The following is a 13,233-nucleotide window of genomic DNA, read 5'->3' as shown; positions in this document are numbered from 1 at the left end:
AACTAATTATTATAACTGCATATTTTACATTACCCGTTAGGTAATCCAGGCCTGGCTGTTTCTATAAAGCCTGACCAAATCTGACTGGACTTACTACGAATATTATTTACTGTGTCTAATATATAATACTCAATATAAAAACTACCTGAGTGGTTGTTTTCAGCATCGTTATCTACTATAGGACCATAAGGAATAGATAAAAATACTGTTGATTTTTCTTTAAGTATAGTGAGTGGATATGATTTATGTTGTGAGCCTCTATTTGCGGAATTGATATAAATATCTACGTATACAGTATCTCCATAAGATATTTTGTGAGGGTCATTTGGGTCAACATCAATTACTACATAAAGAGCTGTTCCACCGTTTGTTATATAATCTTCAATATCAGGGTAATTAATTGTATCATATTGATTTATAGGTAAATTTGGCGGAGCTATTCCTTTGCTTGAATACAGTATTGGAGCAACTAATTCTCTAGTAATAGAAGAATCTGGCTTATTAGCTGAACCACCGTTATATGTTACAGGTAATTCTAGAGAATATGAAACACTACCTTCGCGTGTGGCCTGAGCATAACTAAAGAGATTGTTTTTTGCTATAGGAAATACCTGGTATGGTAGTTTAGATATAAAAGTATCAGGTATATTATTATTTCCAGTAATTTCATTAGCCTCGCCAACATATTTTCCATTCACAAAAAATAATAGATAATATGTATTTGAGGTGTTCGGGTTTATAACCTCGACATGAAATTGACTTGTTCCCGGTTTCACTGTTAATATATTTTCATCAGATAATTCCTCTATTTGAGGAGCAGGTAAAAGATTATGATAATCATCAGGCTCCCCACTTAAAACAAATAATAGTCCATCCGAATTCTGACTAATGGGAAGCCCATCTGGTAGACTCTGTAAGCCTAATACAGCAGATGTGTTAATTTTAGGGTATGCAGAAAAAATTATACTTCCATTTTCATCTGATATCAATGTAAACTCTGTTTCTTCTCCCTTAGAGTTAGTATTGACTGTTATAGGTTTATTTTCTTTGTCTAAGAAATAAAATTGTGATAGTTGATCCTGAAAGTCACGTTTTATGGTAATACTAAAATTTGGCATTGCTACACCACTACTGTCTTTAACTGTAGCAGACACTAGTGTATTAATTAAGTTTCCACTATCTCCATTAGTTGGATTATTATTTTGGGTTGGTGTTTTTAAATAATTTTTTTCAAAAACTAATTTTAAACTATCTAGATCTAGATCTGTAACTGTATAATTGAAAGGTTCTTTTTTATAACCGTTATTAGTTGTTTGAACAGTGATTTCTATATTTCTTCCTACGTTATTACTTGAGCTATCTATATTTAAAATCACATCTTTAATTGAGGCTTGTTTATTATCTTTCTTATCTATATTAACCTTTATACCATTTCCGTTATTTATAGTTGCCCAATTTGCATTGGAGGTTACAGTTACAGTATCATGATCTTTAAAATCTTGATCTCCTCCTGCTAACTTAATTACTAAATTCAATCTCTGGTTTATAATTAATTTTGAATTATCATTTAAAATCGAACCATTACTGGTTGTTATTGTTATTTTTTGAGTCATTTTTTCCTCTTTTATTTCACTGTATAAGTTAAATGTATTTTTTATACTGGTATGTTATAGATGCATGGCTAAATTTTTTCTAAAAAATATCATTAAAAAATTTATTTATGATTTAAAATGTTTATTTTTGCTGTGAAATTAGTAGAGGTTTTATAACATATTCATTTTATGAAGAATTTTTAATAATTTTTGACGGTACTAATAATATTATTTAAGCGTGCTATTTGAGGTAAGTTACAAATGCAGATTACATTTATCTTGATGACTATTCAATATGTAGGCATCAAAAAAAATCTATATATTAAAACTCTTAAATACACTATCTAAACACTCTCTTTCTATCGTAAAAAATGAGTAAAAGAAGAACAAGCCATAGAGGGCTGGAGCATTGTTATTCGAGAATAATATGTGACTACTGGTAATTAATAGTATAGATGACACTGGCATTTGCTAAACCAGGGGTTATCGCCTTTTCTGTTTGAATATACCTTGCTCCAAGATTAAACTGTACAGTTTTGGAAGTGTCACCCAATACAGGATTCACTTGTATCGGTGCTGATAAATTTACAGGTATATAGGTTCTGTTGGATTGTATACCCAATTGAATACCTATACCCCCTGCGGCTTGCATTCCTGTTTCATCAAGACCAATAATTCCCAATTCAGAATTAATGATGGGCGTATTTGGTTTTAGATGCATTAACAAAGTATTTTTTGCCTTTATCACTCCTTTCTCCCCAATATCATTAGGTGTTGTTGATGACCACTCATAAAAGCCTCCGGACATATAACCATAAAAGTCACTGCAGGATTTCAATGTAACAGGCGTATTAACCCAGGCCGTTGCTGAATTCACTCCTGAGAAATCTCCTGAGTGAACCGTTTTCAGAGAATAGGTGAGGTTATCAGGAGTTGCACAACTTGCAACCGTAATGGGTATTAAGCCACTATAGCCCAGTGTATACAATGGGTTTGCATATTCCTCACCATCACTATCAAGAATAACTCCAGAAACTTTTGGCAATTGATTTCCAATTATATTTCCAGAGCTCAATCTTCCTGTATGTGTGCGAATAAATAAGGCATTAATATTAACAGAGAAACTTCCTGTTCCGTTTACATCTTGGTTACTAACTAGCCTCACAAACTTAATCCCGATTCCGGGTATATTTGTTGTGTATACATCGCTGTAACCTTCGGCTAAGGTGCCATTTACTACTTTCATGCTGTATGTATAAGGCGGATTGCCAGTACAGGTATATCCCATATTTAATTGGGCGTGATAGCTATACAACTGTGCACTGTTGTTATCATTACCTACGGTAAGTGAAATGGATTTCAATGGAGCGTGATAGACTGGTGCTGGAGGAGGAGAAGGATTGCACATAGCCAATACTCTCCCTGAAAATAAAGTAAAAACCACTAGCAATAGCACTATCGCCCGTTTGATATAATTCGAATGCAGTTGTTGTCTCATCGTTATTTTCCACAATGATATTTTATTGTTTGTAATAATTCAGTTTCATCAGTGATGCTGAACGATATCACGCAGATCGCTGCCTTGGCCTTATTATCTTGAGTGGCGAACAGCTTTCCGGTTTTGTCATTCACGCGTACATATACCATTCCTCCTTGACCCACCATGCCAACACTGTTTCCTTGGTTATCTGTCACGGTCGTACCAAATGGTAGGCCTGCTTCTCCTTCAGATGGTACCAACAGTAGCGCGTATCCTTGACGAGTTCCGAATTTCGCCACCACTATCGCTCCTGCACGGGGTACTACATTCTGCGCTGTACTCTCAAACTCCACCTGTCGGGAGATGTTTTTAGGGTCAAGACTCACTACATTGTGTTGGTATGGTAGGGGGAGCGGAATGGCTGCGTTTCCCCAGTGATCCAACATCAATCCCGGATAGTTGGTGACTTCCGCTCCAGCAGCACCCGGAGCATTCACTACTGCCCAAGTATCAGCATTGTATGGTGTCAGCGTCACGCCATGCGGATGTGCAACTACAGAACCTGACAGGCCGGCGGATAGGGTGCGGCTATTACGCCCAATTCCCGCGGAGGCATTCGCGGCCACCAAAGGGGAAAGATACTGTCCGCTGACGCTGCCGGAGCTACCGCTTCGTTTGCTGTGCATTCCCGACATGCCCCAGCTAAACTGCTGACGCTCACCCGTTGTGCCTGACAGAGAAACCTGCTCCGCGAGCCCACCCATGCCATCGTGGGATATTGTCGAACTCAGTGTGACAGGGCGCTCATCCCCTAGTGGTAAGCTGAGGGAGAATAGCCATCTGTTTTCTATCAAACCTTCCGGTCTTCGACTTCGAGTGGCAGCTAGATAATAGCTCAGACGCTTCCAGTGGTTTGAGTAACCCAGCCGGTACTGTGTATCATGACCGCGCCGATCCCAGTAGTTTTGTGACAATCCGCTAAATGAGAGCAATCCCCAATCTTCCGGTAGTCTCTGGTTTAGGGTTAAGCTGTAGCGGTTTTTGGTTTGGTTCAGTAATCTTGCATATATTTCATCGCTTTTTTGCCGATTTTGATACTGCATGGCTTGGGAAAAATCGAGATAATCACGCGTGGATAGTCGGTAGGCAGCCAAAGAAATATTGCTCTTTGTATCTGAAATCAATTTATTATACGTGAGGCGGTAGCTCTGCCCGCTGAGTTTATCACCAGCCATTGTGGTGTTCGCTTGTGTTACGTCTAGTGCTAGTGCTCCGAGGAACGTGGAAACCGCACCACCAGCCTGATATGCCTGATAGTTTCTACTGAATTGTCCACCGCCGTACAGAGATAAAATATTTGTGATGCCTTGCTGCCAGATCGCTTGATAAAATGGCAGCTCGCTACTGTGATTCAGTTGACGATATTTTCCGGCAACAGCTTCATAGCGCGAAGCCCCCGGGCGGAGTAGGTCAGCCACTGAGGAGTAGGGTACCAGAAAGGTATTTTCACTACCGTCTGCCTCTCGCACAGTGACGTTCAGGTCACCACCATATCCAGCTGGGTAGAGGTCATCTATAACAAATTCACCTGCCGGAACGGTGGTTTCATAGATAACATTGTCGTTCTGACGAACCGTAACACGGGCATTACTTTGCGCAATCCCGCGAATGTCGGGTGCGTAGCCGCGCTGTGATTCAGGCAGCATTTGGTCGTCGCTGAACACTGATATCCCGGTATAGGGCACAGAATCAAACAGTCGACCGGTTGTGTTGCTCTGGCCTGCCAGAAAGCGCCCTCGTATGGGGGTAATATCATGCTGAACATAAGTGTTCAAACTCTGATAACGACTGCTGAGCCCGGTTTGATGAGTTAGGGAACCATTATGGCGGATATACCAGCCTCCCAGATTCAGTCCGCTGTTCAGGCTTACGTACTGTGAGTTAAAAGTTTTTCCCTTATAGTGAGACTGGTAGGCGCTAGTGTTATAGCCGACGAAAGCAGCCATGCTGCCATTTTGCCACTGTGACGGTGGCACACTGCCTCGTGCTGCTTTCTGTATATCCCGCTGCGGTACTGCTATTGTTAGTTTCTGTTTACTTCCATCGAAGGTCACGCGAGCAGAAGGAATGACTTGCTCCACTGGCGTACAGCCTCCATCGGCCAGTTTATCGGTATTATGAAGCGCAGCAGGTATGACGTTAAGGTGTGCCAGTAATGCCGGTGTCATACAGGCAACGACCCGGTCATCGGACATTTTGTTGAAGTTTATTTTTTCCGTTGTGGCCAGTTCATCATTCAGGTAAATTTCCACCAGATACTGTCCCGGCAGCATTCCATTACTATGACTGAATTGTTTTAGATCGACTCTGGCAGTATAGGCACTGTCAAGGAATGATGTATTAAATTCCACATTATCAGCACCATAAGGCTCTGCGGCCATAAGTGGTATCGCGAGCAGGAAGGAATAAATCCAGATGACGGTGCGCCCTGTCACTATCATTCCAGTAAGGAAGGCCTTACGCATGTTGATATCCTACAGCGTTATTGCCGAGCGACAGGCACGGTAACGACTGCACCGTAATCGTTAATGGCATCTACGGTTACGCTATCGATACTGTTTGCTATTATACCGGCAGGCAGGGAGAAATCAGCGTTGCTTCTCGGAGGGATCATATCTGCCTGCACTAAACTCTTTTTGCCCGCATGAGTGGCGGTAATACCGACCGCAGATACGTAGTAAGGACTCGGGTTAGTTAGCGTAATTTTATTTCCCTGAGGGTGCCAATGTAGCTGCGATGCTGCTTCCTGTGCGCCCTTATCATCCAGTTCTTTAGGGCGGTAAAAAAGCTTGATACGGGTACGAAATGCCACCTGCATCAGATTCTTATCTTTATTGTCCACTGGTGGGATTTCCAGCACGTTCAGCCAGTACACGCTTTCGCGGTTTGATGGTAGTGCTGGACCGATAAAAGACAAGCGCAGTGTCTGCCCCGTATCCGCATTGACCCGCGTTAACGGTGGAGTCAGTACAAAAGGCGTGCGCATCACATCAGGTTTTATTTCTGGGTGTCCGTCATCTGTCCAGCTTTGCAGAAGAACGGGGTACTTCCCTGAATTATTGACCTGAACACTGACATCTTTTTTTGCTGCATGGTAAATCACCCGGGTAGTGTTAATTTGTATGCTGGCATACGTAGACGATATACTCATTACCAGAAAAAGGGTTATTGCAGAAAATAAACGGGTCAGAGTCATGAATACTTACCTTTTAAAAAAAGAAAAAAGTAAAAAATTTCCCAAATAAAATGCAAAATTATGGGTGGAGAACTCTGCTCTCCTAGTTTTATTACGGAGATAAAAAAGTGCGGCTATTTCAGCATTACATGAATGTCGCAGTGAATAATTTTATGTCCTCCGGGAAATTCAACCTTTCTGACCCGCCCATCTATTGGCCGCAGTGTATTTAGAATTCGTTTTAAATTTAGATTTTGATTATTTATAAATCAGTATATAAGTAACGTTGGATTGCACATTACCTGCGGTTGCTGCGCCAGTTGCTAAATAACTCACGGAATATGGCAAGGTTGCTTTACCATCGACAATATTGACATAATTACCGTTATACTGAGATGGAGATCCTACTTTAATAGCAGATTTATCCTGACCATCTATCAACTCTAGAACGACATTCGTTGCACCATCTGAGGTGGAAGTATTGGTAAGGTAGCCATTTTTATCTGCGTTGGAACTATTAAAACTAGCTTTAACCGTATCGGCACCGGAGGAAGCATTCTGAGCACATCCGGTCACATCTATCGTGAATTTGGTTTGGCCAGCGGTATTGCCATTCGTGCTCAGCATACTGATCGGCACGCTGGGCAGGGTGATGCTTGCTGGAGCCGAATTTGCTGCACCATTAACCGCCGCAGCACAGGTTTGACTATTCAACTTGCCGCTAAAATTAATGGTTCCACTTCCATCAGCCTGAACGGTAGATAAAACAAACATGTTGCTCAGCACAGCAATGATGATGGTTTTTTTCATTACATTACTCCTGAGGAAATAAAGCGGTGTATTAACTCTTCCTAGAAAAAAAGAAATATTTCCTGAAAGGTCGAGCCAAAAATTATACTTTGATTTAATAAAGTATGTTCAAGATTAAAATAAAATCAAATTTGTTCTGTTTAAGAATAATCGGAGATTTTTTGAAGGTTATTGCATGTTACAGTGGCGTTAAATAGTTATTGGATGAAGTTATTAAGAAGGATATGAAGTAAATTCCTATTATATTTTACATATGGATATGATGCAGATTTTCAGTCATTTTCAGACTAAAATTATTGATCTTATTTTTACTAAAAAAACAGCTCCCTTACTGATTGGATAACCAACTTTGGGGGAGCTGTTTTTTATTCGCTTAAATTACTTGGTAATTTTTGCGTGCATTTCCTGTACGGAAATGACCTGCTCAGTCGGGTCAGCACTGAGCGCCATGGTGGTTGCGAAACCGCCATTCAGGGTTGTGTCATAATGCACTTTATATTGCAGTGCGCTGCGACGAAGTAGTTTAGAATCTTCAATCGCCTGACGGCCTGCGGTGGTATTGACGATGTAGTCATATTCACCGTTTTTGATTCTGTCCTGAATGTGCGGGCGACCTTCATGCACTTTGTTTACCAGACGTGGATTAATTCCTGCTTCACCCAACACAACCGCAGTACCATGAGTTGCATCCAGTTCAAAGCCCTGCTTAACTAATTGAGCTGCCAAATCAACAACACGCTCTTTATCGCCTTCACGTACTGACAGCAGCGCACGGCCTTTTTTACCCATGATGGAGTTACTTCCCAGCATTGCCTTGGAGAAAGCTTCAGCAAAGGTACGGCCAACACCCATGACTTCACCGGTAGAGCGCATTTCTGGCCCCAGAATCGGGTCAACTCCCGGGAATTTATTGAATGGCAATACGACTTCTTTCACGGAATAGTAAGGTGGGATGATTTCCTTGGTTACACCCTGTGATTGTAAGGATTGCCCAGCCATTACGCGCGCAGCGACTTTCGCCAGCGGCATGCCCGTTGCTTTGGAAACGAATGGTACTGTACGTGCTGCACGTGGGTTCACTTCGATCAGATAGACTTCGTTGTTTTTCACAGCAAACTGAACGTTCATCAAACCACGGACACGTAATTCAAAGGCCAGTTTCTCAACCTGATTACGCATAACATCCTGAATTTCCTTGCTCAGGGTATAGGCAGGCAAGGAGCAGGCTGAGTCACCAGAGTGAACTCCCGCTTGTTCAATATGTTCCATGATCCCGCCGATCAGGACGCGTTCGCCGTCACAGATAGCATCCACATCAACTTCGACAGCATCATCAAGGAAACGATCCAGCAGAACCGGAGCATCGTTAGAAACACTGACTGCGGTTTGGAAATAACGACGCAGGTCAGTTTCATCGTAGACGATTTCCATTGCCCGGCCACCCAGTACATAGGAAGGGCGAACCACCAGCGGATAACCGAGGTTGTTACCTTTTTCAATCGCCTGTTCGATGGTTGTCACAGTGGCATTTGCCGGCTGTTTCAGGCCAAGACGGTTTACTGCTTGCTGGAAACGTTCACGGTCTTCTGCACGGTCAATGGCATCCGGACTGGTACCGATAATTGGCACTCCGGCTGCTTCCAGTTCGCGCGCCAGTTTCAGCGGAGTCTGGCCGCCGTACTGTACGATCACGCCTTTTGGCTGTTCAACGCGGACAATTTCCAGTACGTCTTCCAGTGTTACCGGCTCAAAATAAAGGCGATCGGAGGTGTCGTAATCTGTTGAAACTGTTTCAGGGTTACAGTTAACCATGATGGTTTCGTAACCGTCTTCGCGCAGCGCCAGAGCAGCGTGTACGCAGCAATAATCGAATTCGATGCCTTGCCCGATGCGGTTCGGACCACCACCCAATACCATGATTTTTGGCTTATCATTGTTTGGGTTAGCTTCGCACTCATCTTCATAAGTGGAGTACATGTAAGCCGTATCAGTTGAAAACTCAGCCGCACAGGTATCCACACGTTTGTAAACTGGATACAGACCATAATCATGGCGCAGTTTACGGATCTCTTTTTCGGATACGCCAGCCAGTTTTGCCAGACGCGCATCAGCAAAACCTTTACGTTTCAACTGACGCAGGAAGCTGGAAGTCAGGCCGTTGATGCCTTGCTCTGCAACCATATCTTCCAGACGAACCAACTCTTCAATCTGTACCAGAAACCAGCGATCAATGTTGGTCAGGTTGAAGATACCATCAACGGACATACCCGCACGGAAAGCATCGGCAACGAACCAGATACGCTCAGCGCCAGCATCTTTCAGTTCGCTACGGATTTTGGTCAGTGATTGTGCGTCATCCAGATTAACTTTCGGGTCGAAACCTGTTGCGCCGACTTCCAGACCGCGCAATGCTTTTTGCAGAGATTCCTGGAAAGTGCGACCAATCGCCATGACTTCACCAACGGATTTCATCTGAGTGGTCAGACGGTCATTACTGCCGGCAAATTTTTCGAAGTTGAAACGAGGGATCTTAGTGACGACATAGTCAATCGATGGTTCGAAAGAAGCAGGAGTGAGACCACCGGTGATATCATTCATCAGCTCGTCAAGGGTGTAACCAACCGCCAGTTTTGCAGCGATTTTTGCAATAGGGAAGCCAGTGGCTTTGGAAGCCAGAGCGGATGAACGGGAGACTCGCGGGTTCATCTCAATGACAATCAGGCGACCATTTTTAGGGTTCACTGCAAACTGTACGTTTGAACCACCAGTTTCTACACCAATTTCACGCAGTACTGCCATCGAGGCATTACGCATGATTTGATATTCTTTATCCGTCAGAGTCTGGGCTGGGGCGACAGTGATGGAGTCACCGGTATGGATACCCATCGGGTCAAAGTTTTCAATGGAGCAGACGATAATGCAGTTGTCATTTTTATCACGGACAACTTCCATTTCATACTCTTTCCAACCAATCAGTGATTCATCGATCAGCAATTCATTCGTTGGAGAAAGGTCTAGACCGCGTTCGCAGATTTCTTCAAACTCTTCTCGGTTATAAGCGATACCACCGCCTGTTCCACCCATGGTGAAAGAAGGGCGGATGATACAAGGGAAGCCTACGTCTTCAGCGACTGCCAATGCTTCTTCCATAGTATGAGCGATGCCGGAACGTGCAGTATCCAGACCGATTTTCTTCATCGCTTTGTCAAAACGCTGGCGATCTTCTGCTTTATCAATGGCATCAGCGGTTGCACCAATCATGGTGACGCCGAATTCCTGCAATACACCCTGACGTTCCAGTTCCAGTGCGCAGTTGAGTGCTGTTTGCCCGCCCATTGTTGGCAGGACGGCATCCGGACGTTCTTTCTCAATGATTTTGCGTACGACTTCCCAGTGAATCGGCTCGATATAAGTTGCATCAGCCATTTCCGGGTCAGTCATGATGGTTGCCGGGTTGGAGTTCACCAGTATGACACGGTAACCTTCTTCTCTCAGCGCTTTACAGGCCTGCGCACCTGAGTAGTCAAATTCACATGCCTGACCGATAACAATCGGACCTGCACCCAAGATCAGGATACTTTTAATATCAGTACGTTTTGCCATTTTCCTTTTTCTCCTGATTATTTGGTGTTCTGAGCGTTTTGCTGACGATGCTGTTCAATCAATTCAATAAAGTGGTCGAACAGAGAAGCGGCTTCATGCGGGCCAGGGCTGGCTTCAGGGTGCCCCTGAAAACTGAATGCAGGTTTGTCAGTACGGTGAATACCTTGCAGTGTGCCGTCAAAGAGTGATTTATGGGTTACGCGCAGGTTTGCTGGTAATGAACTTTCATCAACGGCAAATCCGTGGTTTTGTGCAGTAATCATCACGACATTGCGATCTAAATCTTTTACAGGATGGTTGCCACCGTGGTGACCAAACTTCATTTTGACCGTTTTTGCGCCACTTGCCAGAGCCAGTAACTGATGCCCCAGACAGATACCAAATACAGGGATTTCAGTATCCAGGAAGGTTTTAATTGCTTCGATGGCATAGTCACAAGGTTCTGGGTCACCGGGACCATTGGACAGGAAGATCCCATCTGGTGCCATTTTCAGCACTTCATCCGCAGGCGTCTGGGCTGGTACGACAGTCACGCGGCAGCCACGATCCACCAGCATACGCAGGATATTACGTTTTACACCAAAATCATAAGCGACAATGTGGTATGGCAATTCTTGTTCTTTACGGGCTTCCGGCAGCTCTTCTGCCAGTGTCCAGCTTCCCTGTAACCACTGATAAGACTGAGCTGTGGTGACTTCTTTCGCCAAATCCATACCTTTCAGGCCAGGAAATGCCTTTGCTTTTTCCAGCGCAACTTGAACATCCGCTTCATTACCCGCAATGATACAGCCGTTTTGCGCCCCTTTTTCGCGCAACAGTCGGGTCAGTTTACGTGTATCAATATCAGCAATCGCAACAATGTTATGATTTTTCAGATAATCAGACAGATTATTTTCACTACGATAGTTGCTGGTGATGAGTGGTAAATCGCGGATTACTAAGCCTTGGGCCTGAATGGCGGGAGATTCTTCATCAGCACTATTAATGCCGACATTTCCAATATGAGGATAGGTGAGAGTAACAATTTGGCGGGAATAGGAAGGGTCGGTAAGTATTTCTTGATATCCGGTCATTGAGGTATTGAAGACCACTTCACCAACCGCCACACCTTCTGCACCTATGGCGCGACCGTGAAATTGGGTCCCATCTTCTAGAACCAATATAGCTGACTTAATCAAAACGCCCTCCGGGAATGAATAACAAATCGCACTCAATGCATATTAATTCGGAATTAATCCTTTAAATCAATGCCAATCATGTTCTTTGTCGAAATTTTGGCAAATTGCGCGCATTCTAATGATGAGAACGGGGCTTGTCTACAAAAAATCCCTTTTTTATTGGTTTTTTTGCGAGGCTCAATCCAACATTGTTGAAATATGCCTGAAAATTATAAGTAAAGTGCGATTATATGCTCGATTAATGTGAAATTAAATTTTAAAACTGAAAAAAACGTGTGATTTTCAGTACCTATGGGAGAAAAGATGATAAAAATGACAATTTGCGGTGTAAAAGTATGAGTAATTGACGATGAATGTTATATTCGCTATTTAAATATGTAATTACGCATTAATTGGAAAATAATTGCGTAATTACATTAAGTTATGAATTCAATAAATCATAAATTTTCGAGGTTAAGGACATCTTTCATGTCATAAAGGCCACTGTTTTTATTGGTTATCCAGGTTGCGGCTTTAACAGCACCATTTGCGAAAGTCATCCGGCTTGAGGCTTTATGGGTTATCTCGACTCGCTCCCCAATATCAGCAAAAATAGCAGTGTGTTCTCCGACAATATCACCGGCTCTTATGGTGGCAAAACCAATACTTTTCGGGTCTCGTTCGCCCGTATGGCCTTCCCGGGCATAGACTGCACATGTTTTCAGGTCACGGCCTAATGTGTGAGCAATAGACTCCCCCATAGCCAGCGCGGTTCCTGAGGGCGCATCCACTTTATGGCGATGGTGAGCTTCAATAATTTCAATGTCTGTATGCTCCCCCATTACTGTTGCCGCTTTCTCCAACAGTTTCAGGACAAGGTTGACACCAACACTGAAATTCGCAGCAAAAACAATCGGAATATCACGGGAAGCATCATTAATAGCTTGTTTGCCTGCGTCATCAAACCCGGTTGTACCAATGATCACCGCTTTGCGGTGTTGGTGACAAATGGCGAGATAGGTCAGTGTGCCTTCCGGGAGGGTAAAGTCGATCAAAACGTCAAAGTCATCAATAACAGAGTGGAGGTTATCATGGATCGTAATATCGTTCGTACCAATACCAGCCAATTCTCCGGCATCCGCTCCCACTAATGAAGAACCTGAACGTACCAGAGCAGCTCCCAGTGTAACGCCATCCGCCTGCTGAACGGCCTGAATGAGATTACGCCCCATACGGCCACTGGCCCCTACGATAGCAATGCGAATATCTGTATCAGCCATAAGGCCCCCGCTATAGTGAATATCAATTTTTAATTGAGGTGATAAAGTAAATTGCCTACAGCTTAACTGGCAATAG

8 protein-coding genes are annotated in these 13,233 nt (G+C 43.4%); all 8 read right to left on the bottom strand.

Annotated features, from left to right (window positions below; all coding sequences use genetic code 11):
• Positions 1 to 29 precede the first annotated feature (29 nt).
• Entirely contained in the window at positions 30 to 1,613 is a 1,584-nt protein-coding gene (locus AACS92_RS15145; protein WP_099108830.1) for a hypothetical protein, read from the bottom strand.
• A 412-nt stretch (positions 1,614 to 2,025) separates the two neighbouring features.
• Positions 2,026 to 3,090 (bottom strand): fimbrial protein, encoded by a 1,065-nt coding sequence (locus AACS92_RS15140; protein WP_153044749.1) that lies wholly within the window; start codon positions 3,088 to 3,090, stop codon positions 2,026 to 2,028.
• 2 nt (positions 3,091 to 3,092) lie between these two features.
• Positions 3,093 to 5,597, bottom strand: a complete 2,505-nt coding sequence (locus AACS92_RS15135) for a fimbria/pilus outer membrane usher protein (RefSeq protein WP_099108828.1) — start codon at positions 5,595 to 5,597, stop codon at positions 3,093 to 3,095.
• A gap of 17 nt (positions 5,598 to 5,614) precedes the next feature.
• Positions 5,615 to 6,328 (bottom strand): fimbrial biogenesis chaperone, encoded by a 714-nt coding sequence (locus tag AACS92_RS15130; protein WP_099108827.1) that lies wholly within the window; start codon positions 6,326 to 6,328, stop codon positions 5,615 to 5,617.
• Between the two features lie 237 nt (positions 6,329 to 6,565).
• Positions 6,566 to 7,117, bottom strand: coding sequence for a fimbrial protein (locus AACS92_RS15125; RefSeq protein ID WP_099108826.1), 552 nt, complete (start codon positions 7,115 to 7,117; stop codon positions 6,566 to 6,568).
• Positions 7,118 to 7,495: 378 nt separating this feature from the next.
• A complete protein-coding gene (gene carB / locus AACS92_RS15120) occupies positions 7,496 to 10,720 on the bottom strand; it encodes a carbamoyl-phosphate synthase large subunit (RefSeq protein WP_099108825.1) in 3,225 nt (1,074 codons plus the stop codon).
• A 17-nt stretch (positions 10,721 to 10,737) separates the two neighbouring features.
• Positions 10,738 to 11,898, bottom strand: coding sequence for a glutamine-hydrolyzing carbamoyl-phosphate synthase small subunit (gene carA / locus AACS92_RS15115; protein WP_099108824.1), 1,161 nt, complete (start codon positions 11,896 to 11,898; stop codon positions 10,738 to 10,740).
• 437 nt (positions 11,899 to 12,335) lie between these two features.
• Positions 12,336 to 13,157, bottom strand: a complete 822-nt coding sequence (gene dapB / locus AACS92_RS15110; RefSeq protein WP_099108823.1) for a 4-hydroxy-tetrahydrodipicolinate reductase — start codon at positions 13,155 to 13,157, stop codon at positions 12,336 to 12,338.
• Positions 13,158 to 13,233 lie beyond the last annotated feature (76 nt).

The sequence above is a fragment of the Xenorhabdus sp. KJ12.1 genome, from assembly GCF_963876495.1.
Lineage (GTDB): Bacteria > Pseudomonadota > Gammaproteobacteria > Enterobacterales > Enterobacteriaceae > Xenorhabdus > Xenorhabdus stockiae.
This window is presented reverse-complemented; position numbering and strand designations above follow the sequence as displayed.

Coding starts and splice junctions, on each gene's coding strand:
- dapB (WP_099108823.1), bottom strand. CDS start 13,157: ATGGCTGATACAGATATTCGCATTGCTATCGTAGGGGCCAGTGGCCGT.
- AACS92_RS15145 (WP_099108830.1), bottom strand. CDS start 1,613: ATGACTCAAAAAATAACAATAACAACCAGTAATGGTTCGATTTTAAAT.
- carB (WP_099108825.1), bottom strand. CDS start 10,720: ATGGCAAAACGTACTGATATTAAAAGTATCCTGATCTTGGGTGCAGGT.
- AACS92_RS15125 (WP_099108826.1), bottom strand. CDS start 7,117: ATGAAAAAAACCATCATCATTGCTGTGCTGAGCAACATGTTTGTTTTA.
- AACS92_RS15140 (WP_153044749.1), bottom strand. CDS start 3,090: ATGAGACAACAACTGCATTCGAATTATATCAAACGGGCGATAGTGCTA.
- AACS92_RS15130 (WP_099108827.1), bottom strand. CDS start 6,328: ATGACTCTGACCCGTTTATTTTCTGCAATAACCCTTTTTCTGGTAATG.
- AACS92_RS15135 (WP_099108828.1), bottom strand. CDS start 5,597: ATGCGTAAGGCCTTCCTTACTGGAATGATAGTGACAGGGCGCACCGTC.